16 protein-coding genes are annotated in these 16,256 nt (G+C 55.0%); 3 read left to right on the top strand and 13 right to left on the bottom strand.

Features of this window, described 5'->3' with window-relative positions; genetic code table 11:
• Positions 1-31: 31 nt before the first annotated feature.
• Genes MHI24_RS28605 through MHI24_RS28580 form a run of 6 tightly spaced genes read right to left on the bottom strand, consistent with a single transcriptional unit; the run spans position 32 to position 6,496 of the window.
• Positions 32-1,177 carry a GNAT family N-acetyltransferase gene (locus MHI24_RS28605; protein ID WP_340022954.1) on the bottom strand — a complete coding sequence of 382 codons (1,146 nt, stop codon included), beginning with the start codon at positions 1,175-1,177 and terminating at the stop codon, positions 32-34.
• Positions 1,174-2,490, bottom strand: a complete 1,317-nt coding sequence (locus MHI24_RS28600) for a F390 synthetase-related protein (RefSeq protein WP_340022953.1) — start codon at positions 2,488-2,490, stop codon at positions 1,174-1,176. The genes MHI24_RS28605 and MHI24_RS28600 overlap by 4 nt, the downstream gene beginning before the upstream one ends.
• Positions 2,487-3,341: an MBL fold metallo-hydrolase gene (locus MHI24_RS28595; RefSeq protein ID WP_340022952.1), complete on the bottom strand. Its 855-nt coding sequence runs from the start codon at positions 3,339-3,341 to the stop codon at positions 2,487-2,489. Before MHI24_RS28595 ends, MHI24_RS28600 begins: the two co-directional genes overlap by 4 nt.
• Positions 3,338-4,330 carry an NAD(P)-dependent oxidoreductase gene (locus MHI24_RS28590; RefSeq protein WP_340022951.1) on the bottom strand — a complete coding sequence of 331 codons (993 nt, stop codon included), beginning with the start codon at positions 4,328-4,330 and terminating at the stop codon, positions 3,338-3,340. The genes MHI24_RS28595 and MHI24_RS28590 overlap by 4 nt, the downstream gene beginning before the upstream one ends.
• Positions 4,327-5,505, bottom strand: a complete 1,179-nt coding sequence (locus MHI24_RS28585; RefSeq protein ID WP_340022950.1) for an ATP-grasp domain-containing protein — start codon at positions 5,503-5,505, stop codon at positions 4,327-4,329. Before MHI24_RS28585 ends, MHI24_RS28590 begins: the two co-directional genes overlap by 4 nt.
• A complete protein-coding gene (locus MHI24_RS28580) occupies positions 5,495-6,496 on the bottom strand; it encodes a beta-ketoacyl-ACP synthase III (RefSeq protein ID WP_340022949.1) in 1,002 nt (333 codons plus the stop codon). Before MHI24_RS28580 ends, MHI24_RS28585 begins: the two co-directional genes overlap by 11 nt.
• A gap of 672 nt (positions 6,497-7,168) precedes the next feature.
• Between MHI24_RS28580 and MHI24_RS28575 the strand changes: the two genes are divergently transcribed.
• Positions 7,169-7,909 carry a hypothetical protein gene (locus MHI24_RS28575; RefSeq protein WP_340022948.1) on the top strand — a complete coding sequence of 247 codons (741 nt, stop codon included), beginning with the start codon at positions 7,169-7,171 and terminating at the stop codon, positions 7,907-7,909.
• 13 nt (positions 7,910-7,922) lie between these two features.
• Here MHI24_RS28575 and MHI24_RS28570 read toward each other — a convergent pair whose 3' ends face one another.
• The 4 genes from MHI24_RS28570 to MHI24_RS28555 form a co-directional block, all read right to left on the bottom strand.
• Positions 7,923-8,714, bottom strand: a complete 792-nt coding sequence (locus tag MHI24_RS28570; RefSeq protein WP_340022947.1) for a lipid II flippase Amj family protein — start codon at positions 8,712-8,714, stop codon at positions 7,923-7,925.
• Positions 8,715-8,836: 122 nt separating this feature from the next.
• Positions 8,837-9,226 (bottom strand): DUF2809 domain-containing protein, encoded by a 390-nt coding sequence (locus MHI24_RS28565; RefSeq protein WP_340026824.1) that lies wholly within the window; start codon positions 9,224-9,226, stop codon positions 8,837-8,839.
• 45 nt (positions 9,227-9,271) lie between these two features.
• Positions 9,272-9,748 (bottom strand): NUDIX domain-containing protein, encoded by a 477-nt coding sequence (locus MHI24_RS28560; RefSeq protein ID WP_340022946.1) that lies wholly within the window; start codon positions 9,746-9,748, stop codon positions 9,272-9,274.
• Between the two features lie 279 nt (positions 9,749-10,027).
• Positions 10,028-10,930 (bottom strand): AraC family transcriptional regulator, encoded by a 903-nt coding sequence (locus tag MHI24_RS28555; protein ID WP_340022945.1) that lies wholly within the window; start codon positions 10,928-10,930, stop codon positions 10,028-10,030.
• Positions 10,931-11,133: 203 nt separating this feature from the next.
• On the opposite strand from MHI24_RS28555, the gene MHI24_RS28550 reads away from it, so the two are divergent.
• Complete coding sequence (locus tag MHI24_RS28550; RefSeq protein ID WP_340022944.1) at positions 11,134-11,922, top strand: SDR family oxidoreductase; 789 nt, start codon at positions 11,134-11,136, stop codon at positions 11,920-11,922.
• Positions 11,923-11,942: 20 nt separating this feature from the next.
• Here the strand turns inward: MHI24_RS28550 and MHI24_RS28545 are convergent, their stop codons facing one another.
• From MHI24_RS28545 to MHI24_RS28535, 3 genes are all read right to left on the bottom strand, one after another.
• Positions 11,943-12,512, bottom strand: a complete 570-nt coding sequence (locus tag MHI24_RS28545; protein ID WP_340022943.1) for a putative ABC transporter permease — start codon at positions 12,510-12,512, stop codon at positions 11,943-11,945.
• Positions 12,513-13,421: 909 nt separating this feature from the next.
• The gene (locus MHI24_RS28540; RefSeq protein ID WP_340022942.1) at positions 13,422-13,595 is read right to left on the bottom strand and encodes a hypothetical protein; all 174 of its coding nucleotides are present in this window, start codon (positions 13,593-13,595) and stop codon (positions 13,422-13,424) included.
• A gap of 94 nt (positions 13,596-13,689) precedes the next feature.
• A complete protein-coding gene (locus MHI24_RS28535; RefSeq protein WP_340022941.1) occupies positions 13,690-14,592 on the bottom strand; it encodes an ArsR family transcriptional regulator in 903 nt (300 codons plus the stop codon).
• A 149-nt stretch (positions 14,593-14,741) separates the two neighbouring features.
• Between MHI24_RS28535 and MHI24_RS28530 the strand changes: the two genes are divergently transcribed.
• Positions 14,742-16,250, top strand: coding sequence for an alpha-N-arabinofuranosidase (locus MHI24_RS28530; protein ID WP_340022940.1), 1,509 nt, complete (start codon positions 14,742-14,744; stop codon positions 16,248-16,250).
• The last annotated feature ends 6 nt before the right edge of the window (positions 16,251-16,256 follow it).

Genomic DNA, 16,256 nt, shown 5'->3' with positions numbered 1-16,256 from the left:
TCTGCCTCCTGACTACTGTCATTGCTACAACCTACAGCTTCAGCTTCTGAATCAGCGGCATCCCGATCCGCCGGAGCAGCAGCTCCAGGAAGGACCAGCCGCAGCGGTTCAGCAGAGAAGTACCCCGGTCATACACCGACGAAAATTCCGTCGCGCCGGCTGCCCCCCGGTTCCGCTTGAATTGGCCTACCCCAGAGCTCTCATGCAGCAGGAGCCCTCCGCTTCCGGCAAGCCTGATCAGGACAGCGGACAGCATCCGGTACAGCCCCACGGACTGGGGCAAGCCGGTATCGTACCCGAACAGAGGCGCCGTCATTGCACCCTCCCGCTCATAGAAGCCCAGCACCGCATCCAGCCTGCCCTCCTTGCGCAGCCCGTAGACCTGTAAGGTCCGCCGCTCCAGCGCGAGCGCAATGAAGGCTTCGGTGAACTGCGGATTATGGGCTGAGTATTTATCGATATACAGCAGCTTATACAGCTCCACAATCCGGGGGATATCCTCCAGGGTGATCTCATCCGGACTCACTTCGGTGTAGTCCTGCTTCGCTATTAGGCCCATATCGCGTTTGAGCAGCCATCTGGCCTTTGAGCCTGAGCTGTCCGGGTAGAGCAGGTAGATCTGCCGGCTGGGGACCAGCTTGCAACGGTAATTAATTAGGCTGTCTATAAGCTTACCTGAAGTCTCCCGGCTTAATGAACGGCAGATCAGAGTATAGCCCGGATACTCGCGCCGGAGGAACTCCAGAATTGCCGTCAGCTGCTCTCCGCTTAGCGCCGGATAGAGATTGGTGGACAGCAGCCAGTTGTTGATCTGAATCACCTTGTTGAACCGGGCCCGCCTCAGAAGCCAGCCCATCCCCTTAAGCAGAAGCGACAAGCCCCCTTCCAGCAGCCGGTTATTCAGCAAGGCCAGCTCCTCGCGGGCATAGCTGACATAGTGAGTATAGGGTGAGCATACATAGGAATTATCATATTCTGTGTCGTTAATGGTTATTGGAACAGGCAGCCCGTCAACGGTCAGCACCTTAATCTTTGTACTCACATTGGCAATAAAAGGTTGCGCTCCGCGCTCCAGCAGAGGTGTAAGATACTCCCGGGCGTATCGCCCATAAGCAGTATCCGGCCACTCCAGCCGGGCAAGTGAATCACGGTCATACTGTACGACTCTGCTGCTCACGGCTTCCAGCCCCTCTCCACCCGGCGCAGCTTCCGGCTGCCCGGTTCGAAGCTATAGGCGGTAAAAGTCAACTGCGGAGGCGTACAGGACAGCCTGGTGAACAAGCGTTCCAGTTCCCTGGTTATCTGTTGCTCCGTAGCTTCGTCAGTGCCGGTCCGGGTGCGGTATGAGACCTCCAGCTCCTCCGGGCTATGCTGGATGACCCTGTAATGCTCGATGTCGGCGGAAGCGGCCAGCACAGCCCGGGTAATGAAATCGGGAAATACTGTAACCAGCGTGCCGTCTGCCGTATGGGGCAGATACAGGATATCATCGCAGCGGCCCTCGATCCGTTCAATGGCGGTGAACAGCGAGCCGCACGGACACGGCTCCGCCGCCTCGGTCAGGATGTCATTCAGCCGGTAGCGGATGATCGGCTGTACCGTTCTGGAGAAGTCGGTGATGACCGGCACGAACCGGCGTGACGCTTCGTCCAGCGGCTCTTTATCGATATGTACAATGTCTTCATTCAAGTGCAGCGTCCCGTGGCTGCAGGTTGCACCGAGGAAGCCCTCCGTGCACTGGTAGGCCTGATGCACCTTCTGCCCGAAGGTCTGCTCAATCTGCTGCCGGTCAAGCGGGTCCAGCACCTCCGCGACCGCAATCATTCTGCGGGGCCGCAGCTTCAGTGTGCCTGAATTGTGCGCCTCAGCGAGCAGACGCAGCATGGACGGCGGTGCAATCCAAATATCCGGCTGATATTCATTCATGCGGGCCAGCAGCTGCGGCAGCGGCTCCAGCAGATCGAAATACCGGAACTGCAGCCGTCCCTGCTTCACAGATTCGTACAGATTACTGTTGGCCCGCAGGAAGAAGGCGATTCTCGCCCGCTGCCACAGCCCGCCCGGCAGAAGCTTGGCCAGCACGGTCCCCGTCCAGGCTGCCTGCTCTCCTTCATCAACCAGAAAAATCCCCCGGTTGCCGGAGGTTCCCGAGGACAACCCGACGGTAACGCCTTGCAGCGTAGGCTTGAAGTTTCTGCTGTTCTCGGCAGCATAGGCCTCAGCAAAGGCCTGCTCCTTCGTGATGCCTGCCGTATTCAGCTGATCGAAGTTGTCCATCATCTGTGTTTTTCCGATGATCGGGAAGCTGCGCCATTCTTCAGCTGGAATGCCGGCCCACAGCTCCCGGTAGAACTTCGAGCGCTGCCGCACCTTATCTACATGACGCCGGATACGCTTCTCCTGCCACTGCTCCAGCGCTGCCCGGTTCTTCCAGCGTCTGCTCCAGCGGGTAAGCACATAATGGGTAATAATCAGTCTGATCCGCTTCATTTCACACGCCCCGTCCCCCAGAGCGCCAGCGCCTCCCGGCAATGGCTGGGCACAATCCGCAATGCCGGAAGCTCTTCATGAATCCGGCACAGCCGTTCGAAATTGAGCCGGTATTCTGCGCGGCTGGACATAATGATCCCCGCTGCCGGATGCGGCCTGCGGTTCTCCCGGAACGCCCGGCTGGACCAGACGGTATCGGCGCAGAGCAGATAGTCATGCATTGCGGTAGACACGAACAGCCCGATCATGCCGGCAGCATGGCCCGACAGCTCTACCGCCAGCAGACTGCCGTCCCCCAGCAGATCATAAGCCTCGGTGAAGGGCAGCCCCTCCGGCAGCGGGCACTTGGCTGATGCTTGATCTACAGGCAGTGAGCGGAGGCTGAAGTCCTCCGGAAGCAGCCCCGGCAGGAACCCGGCCTTCGTCGCCCGGACCGGTCCCAGCCCGCTCACAGCATCATAGGACTTCTGCAGATAAATAAACTGCGCCTGCGGGAAATCGCGCACACCTCCGATATGGTCGGCATGAAAATGCGACAGCACCACATAACGCACATCTCCCGGGGCGATGCCGCCTTCCTGCAGCCGCCGCACCGCACTCTCTTCCTCCCTGTACACCACCGGGGTAATTCTGCGGTATAGCGAGGCCGGAAGGCGGGCGGTCTCCTGGAAGAAACGCGCGCTGTAGCCGGTATCGAACAGAATCGGCCCGTGCTCCGGGTGCCGGATCAGGGCATAGCCGGCCGGGAAGGCCACCGGCTTCAGTGAGCCGCCCCGCAGCGTCAGCCGCTCGGGATGCAGGCAGTACCCTGCAGAGAGGATGGATAACTCTACCGGAATCTCTGTAATCATTGCTGTTCCCTCCACCATTCTGCGAAGGCGCGGAGCCCTTCGTCTGTTGTTACCCGCGGGTGATAGCCAAGCTGTTCCTTCGCAAGCGAGATATCCAGCGTCTGGGATACGCCGAGCGCAGCGGCCGAATAGCGGGTAAGCAGCGGCTCGCCCAGCAGCGGCAGCATCCGGTGGATACCTTCCATTACCGCTGCTATAGCATCCGCTGCCGCATAAGGCAGGCTTCGGGTGCGCAGCGGCAGCTCCAGCAGGGCGAACAGCCGGGTGACCAGCTCTTTGAACATGATCGGCTCACCGTTGCTTATATTGTAGGCTCTCCCTGCGGCGGAGAGCGGCGCCTCCCAGCAGAGCAGCATAGCATCGATTACATTGTCTACACAGGTGACGTCTATACTGGCTCTGCCGCCGTCCAGCAGCGGAACCCCTTTGCTCTGATTCGCCGCCAGCAGCCGGGGGAACAGGGCATTGTCCATCGGGCCGAAGATGGCCCGCGGCCGGAGCATGAAGGCGGTAAGCCCCTCTCTCGCGGCCTCCCCGACCACCCGCTCGGCGATAAGCTTCGTTGCCGCATACGCATTGGCGGACCGCCCGGGAAGCGGATCACTCTCCCGGATACCTAAGCGCTCCTTGCGGGTGGAATACAGGCTGGGCGTAGAGATATGAATCAGCCGCCCGACACTGTGCTGCCTGCACCCTTCCACAATATAGCTTGTTGCGTCCACATTGCTTGTATAGAAGTCCTTATACTTGCCCCAGGGCGAGGACAATGCCGCACAATGGAACACGACATCCATTCCCCGGCAAAACTCCTTTGCCCGTTCGGAATCACGCAAATCGCCGGGGAGGAATACAGAGCCCTCCTGTTCCAGTTGCCGCCCTGCCTCTGCGTTGCGTCCCTGTGCATACACCTCCCAGCCCATCCGGGCCAGCCTGCGGGCGGTATGCCGTCCAAGAAATCCGGTCGCGCCGGTTACCAGTGCTCTGGTCATGCTTCACCATTCCATTCTATATCTTCAGTCAGCGCCTCTGTAAGGGATATGCGGTGCTGCCGCGCTGTCCTGAGTGCAGAGTACACCACGCGAAACTGCTCCAGAGCCGGACGAAGGTCATCCTTGCGGAAGACTACATCAGTAGCACCTGCCATAGCCTTCCGCCAGCTGCGGAGGCCCCCGGGTCCCGGCTTCAGCCCGCAGCCCAGCATGGGCAGCGTCAGCATGGCCGTGCGGGATGTCCGCGGACGCACAAGCTCTCCCTTCTGTACCAGCCTGCCGGGATTAAGCAGAGCGTCGGTCAGCCCTTCCTCCGGTGTGAACAGGTGAATACCGCTGGTCGCGCGCGGATTGCATTCAATCGGATACAGCGTGCCGTTATCCGCCTCAATGAAATCGAAGCTGATCTGCCCGCTGAAGCCGGAAGCCCCGGCGAACCGCCGGACCCATTCCAGCGCGCCCGGATGCTCAAGCTGCTCGAAATATACGCTTGCGCCGCTGCGGCCGGTCCGATACCTGCTGTCATAGGCAGCGTGGGCCACCACTGTGCCTTCGTGTACAACACTGTACGTGCACAGGGCTGTGCCCCGGATGTACTCCTGCGACACCCAGGGGGTAGCGGCCGATATGCTGGCAGGAGGTAGCGCCTTCATGCCGGGCAGTATCACCTGGGAAGCAAAACGTGAATAGGCAGGCTTGTAGACACGCTGCTCTCCGTTCACGGCTGCCCGTTCCACGGCGTGCTGCCACTCACTGGCGCTGCTTAACAGCTCCGTATCCGGGACGGCCAGTCCGAAGGAGCGGGCCATGGCAATAAATTCTCCCTTATGGTGCAATCCTGCCAATACCCTGCGCTCTGCGGACAGCACCCGGCAGCCTTGGAAATAATCCAGGCCTGCTGCAATATAAAAGATCTCTTCACAGGTCGGAATCAGGCAGTCAATCTTCAGTTCCGCCGCAAGTGCAGCCAGCCGCCGGACATAAGCCTGGGGCTGATGCCGGGGGGACGGCACCCGGAAGCTGGCCTCAACGGCGGAGGATACCCGGCACAGGTGATACTTGGCGCTCTCAGCGGCGTATACACGGTGACCTGCGGCCTTGAACAGCCGGGCCAGCTCCAGCGCCACCGGAGCGCGTCCCCCGGTAATCAGGATGTTCCGGGGCTCAGTAATCAATAATCATGCCTCCCAGAGACAAGCCGGCCGCTGTACCGATCAGCATGATCCGGTCCCCGCGCGTAATCCGGCCCTGCCGGATGGCTTCGTGGAGGCCCATCGGTATCGACGCGGCAATGGTATTGCCGTGGCCGGCTGTATTGTCGAGGAAGCGGTCCTCGGCAATTCCCAGCTTTTTGCGCAGAAGCCGCATGGCCATGGCACTTCCCTGATGGGGAATGACAAGCGTGAAATCGTCCATCTTGTTTCCGGTGGCACTCAGCATCTGAGCAATGAAATCCGGCAGCAGCTTGGAGGCTTTACGGAAAATGGCCTGCCCATCCATATGGAACAAGTAAGGTAGCGCATTCTCTGCTGTATACTTCTGGGGATGCAGTCTGGTCCCGCCCCCGGCAATCTCCGAATACCGCGCTCCGCTGCTGTAGGTTTTGAGTGAGGCGTGAATGATCCGTGAGGAATCCCCCTCCCCAGAGGGGCCGATGACCACCGCAGCCGCCCCGTCCCCGAATAGCGCCGAGCTCTCTTTGTCCTGCCAGTTCAGCCCCACCGATGCAATCTCAGTGGCGACCAGCAGAACATTCTTATACCTTCCTGCATCAACCATGTACGACATGAGGTCAAGACCGACAAGAAAGCTGAGGCAGGTCGCATCCACGTCAAAAGCCGGCACTCCCGAGTCCGCCTGTCCCATCGCCTGCTGTATGAATACTGCGGTGCTCGGAAGCGGCTGCTCCTTGGTCCCGCTGGTGCAGACCAGACAGTCGATATCCTCGAACCTTAAGCCTGCATCGGCAAGCGCCGCTTCGGCTGCCCTGGCGCCCATGAAGGAGGCGGTTTCCTCCGGGCCGGCATAGCGGCGGGTGCCGACACCGGTGATTCTGTTAACCCAGCCCGGCGGCGTGCCGAGGATATCGTCAAGCTCTGCATCGCTTACCGTGCGTTCCGGCAGATATTTGCCTGTCCCTTTGATTCTCACATGTCTAAGCTGCATCTGGCATCCCCTATCCTTATGAGTAACTGGATGTCGAACATTATACAATATTGTAAACCATAGACTTATTCTACTAGATTTATAGACCAAATCCAAAGAAACATAACACAAACCTGCGGCTGCCTGATGTGTTCGGTTTTTTGACTGCGTTTGGTCTACATGCCTCCGCTGCTGCGTAATGTGGTCGGTTTTTCGATTACATTTGGTTCATTTGCCTCCGCTGCTGCCAATGTGGTCGGTTTTTCGATTACATTTGGTTCATTTGCCTCCGCTGCTGCCAATGTGGTCGGTTTTTCGATTACATTCGCTCCATTTGCCTCCGCTGCTGCCAATGTGGTCGGTTTTTCGATTACATTCGCTCCACGCCACCTTCACGAGCCCATTGTATGCTGTTTCCCGCATACATTTGAAACTATCACCAATATAGGAACCTGCGTTCTACTTTTTCCTTGACTAACCAGCTAATCAAGGTTATAGTTGAGGAACAATAAACGCAGTAAGCGGGAGAAGCACCTCGCAGGATAGGCATTCATGCCTTTCTTGGAGGTGCTTCTTTGTGTTTATTGTAAATTGACGATTACAGGAGTTGAAGTCAGAATGTTCACAGTTAAGGAATGTGCAGGATCAAGAGAGTTGCGAGGCTTTACCAGGGCATCTCTGAGCAGAATTGTAGTGTTACTGGTGCTGCTGTCGCTGTGGATGGCTCCCGGTGCCAGAGCCATGGCCGCATCGGAGTGGGATACTGCGCTGGACGAGATTCATAATCTGTACACGGACTATACGTCACTCCAGACCACGCTGAAGTCGGAGCTTCAGCGCAACCAGACATTGCGCAAGCAGAACAGTGTGGCGCTTGCCGCTGTGAATAAGCAGCTCCAAGCGACGAACGCAGCCCAGATCTCCAAGCTCCGGGCCACGGCAGAGTCGGTACAGAAGAAGCACGCCCCGCTGCTGGAGCAGTATACTTCTCTCGGCAAACAAATTACCGCAGCCCGCAAGGCCAGCAATCTGAAGAATGCTACCTTGCTTGAGCTTAAGCGGAATAAGCTTAAGCCTGCCGCCACAGCAGCGCGGGCTGAAGTGAAGAGCGCTGCTTCGGCACTGGCCGCAGCCAGAGCTGAGGCCGCAGCAAAGAACAAGCCGGCTAAGACTGCCCTCGCCCCCATCGTACAGCTTAAGAAGCAGATCGCCGCTCAGAACAAGCTGTTCGCCGCAGCGCAAGCTGAGAGAAGCGACGCTGACAAACGCTATAAAGCCGCTGTTCAGGCCGGGGATGCCGCCAAGGCGGCAACTGCCATGAAGCAGTCCTATAACCGTATGGTTGAGCTTCGGGCCATGGCCGGGCAGTTGTACAGCTGGGAGCAGCAGATCAGTACAGCTCTCCGTTCCGCCGAGCAGAAGCTGCCGAAGTGACCTGCCCCAAGGATCAGATCAGCTTCACCAGCGAGCAGATAATATAAGCACCCGGCACCAGCAAGACTTGGCCGAGCAGTGAACCGAGGAAGCGTGAGAACATCAGCAGCACATAGATTTTGCCGAGCTGGTCGCGGTATTCCACATTCTCCGTTGCTTTATGAGTGATGATTCCGAGCTGGGGATCGATGAACACGGTGAGCAGAATTGTCGCCACCCCGTTGATCAGGCCGGATGCCTGGGATGCGGTCGTGCTGAACTCGGGTACCAGCTTGGCTGCATACATAGAGGATAATACACCTACGGTATAGAAGGCTGTCACGAAGATGTTCATGATAATGAACCGTTTGGGAATTCCCAGGTAGCGGAAGCCGCTCAGCCCCACCTTCGGCCGGCGGATATACTTGCGCGTATTCTTGAGCTGGCTGACGGTGACACTGGTCAGAAGCTTCGGAATAGAGCCTTGAATCTCCAGCTTGGCGATGACTCTGGAGAATAATCCCACGAAGGTCGGAAACAAGGCGATGGCAATCAGCGTTCCCAGCGAGGAGGCCAGCATAATAATCCGCAGATAGTTGAGCAGCGGGAAGCTGTTGTCCAGTTTGGCATAATCTACGAATTTGGCCGTTAATGGCGCTTGGACCATATTGGCGGTTCTGGAGACCAGTACAATAATTCCGGTCAGGGATAAAGCGATGGCAATCTTGTTCAGCTTCACTCCGGCAAACCGTACGGAATACGATAATGTCTCTGAGGTGTGAATGATCAGGGTCAGCAGGCATACGATCCATAGACTGTTTGTCATTTGCAGTTATTCATCTCCAGCTCAGGCAGCGTTTGGGCCAATGACCGGCAGTCTCATTCCAGATTATGACATACCGGGCTTGCCTCACTTAATATATATTGTTCCTCCGGTATATTCCAGAATCAATTTTGTAAGATTTGGTCCACAACATAGCAGAATAGAATTCCGGCCGTATAACGGACCAGATCCACCCAGAGGAATCCCTGGCCCAGCACCAGTCCGCCGGCAGTGGTCGCGCGGATCTGCACGATCCATTCAGCCTGGTAGAGCTGGCTGAACTCGATGCCGAAGCTGAAGCCCAGGCTTAGCAATAGCGCCAGCCACAGCGGCTGCCGGATGAACAGCACCCGGCAGGCCAGATAGATCATCCCTGCCCACAGGGCATCACCGAAGTGAGCGCTGATAAATGGCGGCAGCTCATTGCTGTAAGCCCTGGTCCCGAGGCCCAGCCCAATGGCCAGCACTACCGCACCGCTGTAGATCAGTCTGTATTTTATAAGCCTTGATCTCATCACCTGATTATGCAAATATACCTTCTCCTTCATATGCTTCTACGTTTAATCAAAAATCGCCTTCCGGGCAGAAGGAGCTTCCTTCACAAACAGCTTGGCGGGATACGGAATGGTTAGCTCAGGCAGCTCGTCTTCTTTGAAGAACCTTAGCTCCTCCGCCTCCCCGTCCATACTTCTAAGCTGACCTTTGACAATGCTGCATTCAAATACTATGACGGCGTATTCAACCTGATCGCCATTACTGTATTCATACCGGTATTTCCAGCCGCCGAATACGGCGAGAATCTGCTCAGGCGTCACCATGAGTCCCGTCTCTTCAAACACCTCTCTGCGCAGCGCTCTCGATGGGGTCTCTCCGGGTTCAATAGCCCCCGCCGGCAGGCCCCATGCGGTCTCATCTTTCTTACGGATCAGCAGGATGCTGTCCTGTTCATCCCTGACAACGGCAGCTACCGACGGCATCAGCAGCAGCCCGGGGCCCGTCTTGGCACGCAGCTCCCGGTAATACTCAGACATTGGCATGAAGCTTCCTCCTAGTATCTATTCACAATCTTCAATCTTCCGTGATTCTTTATATTTGACACCTTTGCAAAGTATTCCTTGTCTATGTGAAAAAGACACCTTCTGCCAACAGCCAGAGATGCCTTCATAGTAGTGCCTGTTATTGATGCCTTCTTAGTAATGCTTCCATGTCCTCAACCTTCGCCAAGCCTCAACGGACCGATAAGGTCGCGGCTTCAGATGTCCTTGCAAATAAAGTTGTAGACTGGCTCTGGCGTTAAATTAACGGGCAAATTGATCTTATTGGATGAACCGCTTGATATCACTTACCGGAGAGAAGCCGAACAGGCGCGTATATTCCCGGCTGAATTGGGAGGGGCTCTCATAGCCTACCTCAAACGCGATATTTGCCACATGAGTAGATTCGGTTAACAGGCGGCGGCGTGCTTCCTGCAGGCGGATTTGCTTCTGATACTGTACCGGAGTCATGGCGGTCACTTCTTTAAAGTGACGATATAACGAGGAAGAGCTCATGCTCGCCAGTTCAGCTAATTCTTCGATGCGCAGCGGCCGGTTGTAATCTCTCTTGATCCGCTCGACCACCTTTGCAATGGAGGCGTAGTTGCTTCCAGCCATGGCAATCTGCATGAACACATCCCCTTGATCATCGCAAAGGAGTCTGTAAATTATCTCATGAATCACGAGGGGGGCAAGTGCCGGAATGTCCTTCGGCGTCTCCAACAGGCCTACGAGTCTGACGGCTGCATCAAGGAGGGCATTATTCATTTTACCTACGAATAGCCCTCTGTGATATCTATTGGTGCTGCCGGGAAGTAATTCCGTCTCCTTCATGATCTGAAAGATTTGGGTGGCCTCTAAATCCAGACGAATCGCCAAGTAGGGGTGTTCCGGTGAGGGCTGAGTAGCCCGGCCGGTTATCGGTACATCCAGCGACACCGCCAGGTAGTCGGATACCCCGTATTGGTAACGCTCATCTGCGAGCATGATAACCTTCTCACCTTGAGCTACAATGCATAGCGAAGGTTTTTGAATTCTGCATATCGGAACCTCGGAGTGAGAGTCACGGACCAGATGCAATGAGGAGATCGGGGTAGCGTGGTCGCCATCTGCACCAGAGAACTTCTCAACGAGCTGCGCAAGCTCCAGCTGTTTAAAGTACATTTTTTGAACTTCATCCAGCATGTGCATCCCTCCCGTTATAGTGTTCTATTTTAATCATAATAAGTTCTTGCACAGTATTTGTTAAGCGGATGAGAATAATAGGCAAGAATGTAGGAGTAATACTCTAACGGAATTTTGCCTGGGTGGAACATAATAGGTTTGTACCGGCAGAACTGTAGTCATTGCCCGTTACACAACAGCGATTATCCATTGGAGGGGAAAATATGCAACAAACTAAAGTATGGTACGTGACCGGTGCTTCGAAAGGGTTGGGATTGTCCTTGGTTAGAAAATTGATTAAGCGCGGGTATAGAGTCGCTGCAACTTCACGTAATATAGAAGATTTAAAGCAAGCTGTGGGAGAGGTACCAGAAGGACAATTCCTGCCGCTCGCGGTTGACCTAACCCAGGCCGTTTCGGTTCAGTCATCCGTGAGCAAGGCGTATGAGCAGTTCGGGCAAATAGATGTAGCCGTCAATAATGCAGGCTATGGCATCGGCGGTGCGGTTGAGGAGTTGTCACAGAAAGAAATTATATCCAATTTTGAAGTCAATGTATTTGGTCCGATTCATGTCATTCAAAGTGTACTTCCCTATATGCGGAAGGAGCGTTCAGGGCATATCTTCAATATTGCTTCAATTGCCGGCTTCGCTCCCCATATGGGCTGGAGTGTGTATGCGGCCACGAAGTTCTCTCTAATGGGATTGACCGAGGTGCTCGCTCAGGATGTGGCATCTCTGGGGATCAAAGTTACGGCAGTAGCACCCGGGGGATTTAGAACCCAGTTCAATAAGGCTGATACATTAGTTTTGTCCAATTGTTCTTGGGAAGTGATGCTTACCGGAGAGCATCCGAGAAGCTGGTTCAATTGCATGAACAACTGGAAGCGAACAAGGATATCAGTTTCCGGACTGATTTTAAATAAGCATTATTCAGCCATTTGCAATGACAACAGCGGTAGTCTAAGACTTTTATTTTCAAATCTTAGCCCACCGCTGTTCTCCATCTCATAATCCCCGTTAAGTCAGGCTTCTCAGTCTAAAACTTTATTTTCACTGGACATCACATTGCGGCGCCGGGTCCGGCAGGTCCACAGCAGATCGGCCGCGAATAGCAGCAGAACGGCGGGAAGCAGCGGCAGCCATACCTGATGAACTTGCAGATACAGCATGCGGACCAGCGGCTGCAGGGCATAGATGCAAGCTATGGACAGCCCCCACCAATAGAGTGAGAATTTCAGGCAGATATGCCCCTTCAGCTGGAACGGCATTCCTGAGTAATCCCACCACTGTCTGTGGAACAATCCCTTCAGCAGCCAGCCGCTGACAAACTCTACAGCCGACGGAACGATCAGGGCCAGCAGCAGGAAGACCGGGAAGGGAACCGCCAGCTCACGCGCTGCAAGCAACAGCAGCGGCGCACAGCCATACATAGGCTTAAACGGGCCCTTCAGGAAGCCTTCCTTGCGGAAGGTTCCTGCACTATAGAGATTATAACTACCCTCCAGTACCCAGCCCAGAAACGAGTAAACGGTAAAATAGAACAGATAGGGGCTAACAGCGGCCAGCACACTATAACTGTTCTGGATTAGTAACGGTGTCACAGTTGTTCCCGCCTCCAGCCCCAATAATTTTTCATTTTGGGCTAGTATGCCACTTAGAGGCGGAGGTTATTATAGATCATCTTTGCGAAACGCCCTAGTCAGTAATACGCCCCCAGGTAACAAGTGGATAAACGTAGCTTAAATCCATCCATTTACAGGGAAACAAGTGGAAAAACAGCATCTAATCCGAGCCAATTTACTGTTTATGTATAAAGAACGTTTATTTGAGTGGACTATTTCCAACTGCTTCCCCCGTCAAGCTCATCTTCTCATCAGCAAGTGTCAATAATCCAACTGTTGTAACTAATGGATTAACTGCGACCTCTAATCAATGGGTGCCGGGTGGGATGGTGTTGGGCTGACCGGGGTGCGGGGTCCGGTGTGAGGTGCAGGGTGTGGTGCGGTATACGGGGTGGGCTGTGGGATGTGCGGGAACGAGCCAGTGTCTTATTCGCACAGCAGTCATTCGGATGCTGCGCGAATAAGACGCTGGAACAATAGTAACTGCATTTTGTACAATGGAATGCTGTTAAAAAGGCTTGGAAATAGATTCGTACAATGGAATGTTGAACAAAGGCCAGTTTTCACCCAAAACCCGACATTCTACTGTATGAAATACAATAGAGTCTCATTTTACGGTCAGTAATCCATTTTCTATTGCAGGAAATACAATCACCTACTTGAATGTAAGAGCAGAAAACGGTAACAGGTGCAGGATCAGCCCAATATCTAGTTCGATGTTCATACTCAGCCTTTAACACCCCTCAGGTTCATTCTTACAGTTCAAAGTTGATGCTCTACTAGTACAGGTGCCAGATAGCGCGTAAAGGGGCTGAGCACACTACACTCAGCCCCAACGCTCTTCCATCTTATAGCTGCCCGCCGCCGGGCCGCCGCTACCCTTGCTTCCTAATTCTTCGGAAGCGGGTCGGGATGGGCGGTCTCGGCCGGTTTGGCCTCCCAGTCATCGGCTTCGGGTTCGATATCTACGCCGTTCTCCATTTTTTTGCGTTCCGCGAGGGAATCCCCGTCTTTGTTCTCCCGGTTGCGGAGGTCTGCTTCATCGTGGGAATGATTGGACATGTGAACTCCTCCTTGTTATGCAAGTGTGCACGTTTTTGGATTACTTAGTTATAGTTACCCGCAGACTGCTTTTGCAAACATTCAATTTGAACCGCTACTCATAATAGACGCGAACGACTATATCCTGATCGTAATTGCCGAAGCCGCGCCCGAACAAGGTTAAGCCGCCCCGCCTTCGGGTGCTGTCTTCCGCCGTGAACCGGAAGCTCCACTGATCCTGCTGCCAGCCCACCTCATCGATCGTTACTGCAGAAATCTGCTGGCCGTCAATATAAGTCCCGCCGGCATTTATCCGCAGCACCTTCAGCAGGCCGTACTGGTTCACATCCGGTCTCCACCAGGCCGGAGTCAGCCGGCCCCGCATCACGCCGAAGTCGCCGGGGCTTGTCCACTTGCCGAGCGGTATGCCGTTCATCGCAAAAGCGATGTCCGAAGGCCACTTCTCATTGACACTAGGCGCTTCCGAGCCGATCTCCATCGAGATCTCAATCTCCTGCACCTTCTGGTCCATGAACAGATAATTCGGCACCTTGTACTCCGCGTAGCCTTTGGCGAACCAGAGAATGCCGGCATCCACCCGCTGCGGGTCGAGAAAGTACCGCGGGTCATCATAATACCCGATCATTCTCTCCGTGGTAGCGATGCCGCAGGTCGGAGAAGCCTCAAGATCGGTGTAGTGCCCCACAGGGACTGACACCTCAACCACCTTACGGGCAATCGAATTTGCCCCGGATAATTTAACCTGCAAGAAATTAGCAGATAGTGAGCAAAATTTATACGTTCCCCCATCAATCCGCTTCATCTGCGAGCTGACGATACCGGCCTTCTGCAGCTTGGCTACATGGGAGCTGACAATGGCGCTGCTGAGATACAGGCGGGCGGCTATCTCCTTGATATGCATCTCCTCGACACTCAGCAGATCGATAATCCTTAGCCGGACCTCACTGGCGAGCGCTTCATAGACCTTCAGCGATTCGGAATCTGTTGTTAGATACATGACTACCCCTCCGCGGTCTTAGAATTAGTTATTTTATTAATCCTGAAAATAGATATTGCCTAGCATATCACGTAATCCGTATCATGTAACCATAAACAAGCTTAATCAATTAACCAATACCTTAATCTTAGACAAAGGAGCTTTCTACTATGAGCATTCAATCCAAAATGATTGTCGATAAGGACTTCAAGCTGGCCGAGGTAGACCCGAGACTATACGGATCATTCATCGAACACCTGGGACGGGCCGTCTACGGCGGAATCTATGAGCCGGGGCATCCCACTGCCGATGAGAACGGCTTCCGCGCCGATGCGCTTGAGGCCATCAAGGCGCTGCGTGTGCCGATTATCCGTTATCCTGGCGGCAACTTCGTCTCCGGCTACAACTGGGAGGATGGCGTTGGCCCCAAAGAACAGCGGAAGCGCTCTCTTGAGCTCGCGTGGTGGACAACAGAGACGAACCAGGTAGGCACGAATGAATTCGCCGATTGGGCCAAGCTGGCCGGTGCCGAAGTGATGATGGCCGTTAACCTGGGCACACGCGGCATCGATGCCGCCCGGAATCTGGTGGAGTACTGCAATCACCCCTCCGGCTCTTACTGGAGCGACCTGCGCATCTCGCATGGCTATAAGGCTCCGCATAATTTCCGTACCTGGTGCCTGGGCAACGAAATGGACGGCCCGTGGCAGATTGGTGCCAAGACCGCCGTTGAATACGGCCGGCTCGCTAACGAGACCGCCAAAGCGATGCGCTGGGTCGATCCTTCCCTGGAGCTGGTGGCCTGCGGCAGCTCGGGCAGCAACATGAGTACTTTTGCCGAATGGGAGGCTACCGTCCTGGATCTCACCTATGAGAACGTTGATTTCCTCTCCCTGCATACCTATTACAACAACAATGATGGAGACACGCCGAATTTCCTGGCCCAGTCGCTCGACATGGATCAGTTCATCGACAGCGTAGCGGCAGTATGTGATTATATCAAGGCCAAGAAGAAAAGCAAGAAAAAGATTTATCTGTCGCTTGATGAGTGGAATGTGTGGAAATCGCAGGGGTCGAGCCGTGCGGAGCAGCACTGGCAGATTGCACCCCCTGAGTTCGAGGATGTCTATACGCTGGAGGATGCGCTGGTGGTCGGCTGCTGCCTGATCAGTCTCCTGAAGCATGCCGACCGGGTCAAAATGGCCTGCATCGCCCAGCTGATCAATGTGATTGCACCGATTATGACGGAGAATGGCGGTCCGCTGTGGCTCCAGACCACCTATTATCCGTATATGCACGCATCCGTGTACGGCCGGGGAACGGTGCTTCACCCGCTGATTACCAGCCCGAAATACGATTCGCGGGATTTCACCGACGTTCCTTATCTGGAGGCAGTCAGTGTCTATAATGAGGAGCAGAACGAGGTTACTGTGTTTGCGGTGAACCGCCATCTGAAAGAAGGCATGGAGCTGGCTGTAGATCTGCGCAGCTTCGGCGGCGTGGAAGTCATTCAGCATACGGTTCTTGAGCATGAAGACCTTCAAGCCGCCAATACCCGTACAAGTCCGGCAACCGTTCTGCCGCATAACCGCGGAACGGCTGCCGCAGACGGCGGCCGGGTCAGCGCCCAGCTTCCGGCAGCGTCCTGGAATGTGATCCGCCTGCGCGTGAACGGCTGAGCTTCT

The sequence above is a fragment of the Paenibacillus sp. FSL K6-1096 genome (genome assembly GCF_037977055.1).
GTDB lineage: Bacteria > Bacillota > Bacilli > Paenibacillales > Paenibacillaceae > Paenibacillus_AQ.
The sequence above is the reverse complement of the archived record's forward strand: the minus strand, read 5'-3'. Positions and strand labels throughout refer to the sequence as shown.

What these genes read in the sequence shown, in the direction of transcription:
- MHI24_RS28530 (WP_340022940.1), top strand. Translation starts at nt 14,742, where the DNA reads ATGAGCATTCAATCCAAAATGATTGTCGATAAGGACTTCAAGCTGGCC.
- MHI24_RS28555 (WP_340022945.1), bottom strand. Translation starts at nt 10,930, where the DNA reads ATGCTGGATGAAGTTCAAAAAATGTACTTTAAACAGCTGGAGCTTGCG.
- MHI24_RS28590 (WP_340022951.1), bottom strand. Translation starts at nt 4,330, where the DNA reads ATGACCAGAGCACTGGTAACCGGCGCGACCGGATTTCTTGGACGGCAT.
- MHI24_RS28600 (WP_340022953.1), bottom strand. Translation starts at nt 2,490, where the DNA reads ATGAAGCGGATCAGACTGATTATTACCCATTATGTGCTTACCCGCTGG.
- MHI24_RS28595 (WP_340022952.1), bottom strand. Translation starts at nt 3,341, where the DNA reads ATGATTACAGAGATTCCGGTAGAGTTATCCATCCTCTCTGCAGGGTAC.
- MHI24_RS28550 (WP_340022944.1), top strand. Translation starts at nt 11,134, where the DNA reads ATGCAACAAACTAAAGTATGGTACGTGACCGGTGCTTCGAAAGGGTTG.
- MHI24_RS28570 (WP_340022947.1), bottom strand. Translation starts at nt 8,714, where the DNA reads ATGACAAACAGTCTATGGATCGTATGCCTGCTGACCCTGATCATTCAC.
- MHI24_RS28535 (WP_340022941.1), bottom strand. Translation starts at nt 14,592, where the DNA reads ATGTATCTAACAACAGATTCCGAATCGCTGAAGGTCTATGAAGCGCTC.
- MHI24_RS28565 (WP_340026824.1), bottom strand. Translation starts at nt 9,226, where the DNA reads ATGAGATCAAGGCTTATAAAATACAGACTGATCTACAGCGGTGCGGTA.
- MHI24_RS28580 (WP_340022949.1), bottom strand. Translation starts at nt 6,496, where the DNA reads ATGCAGCTTAGACATGTGAGAATCAAAGGGACAGGCAAATATCTGCCG.
- MHI24_RS28560 (WP_340022946.1), bottom strand. Translation starts at nt 9,748, where the DNA reads ATGCCAATGTCTGAGTATTACCGGGAGCTGCGTGCCAAGACGGGCCCC.
- MHI24_RS28540 (WP_340022942.1), bottom strand. Translation starts at nt 13,595, where the DNA reads ATGTCCAATCATTCCCACGATGAAGCAGACCTCCGCAACCGGGAGAAC.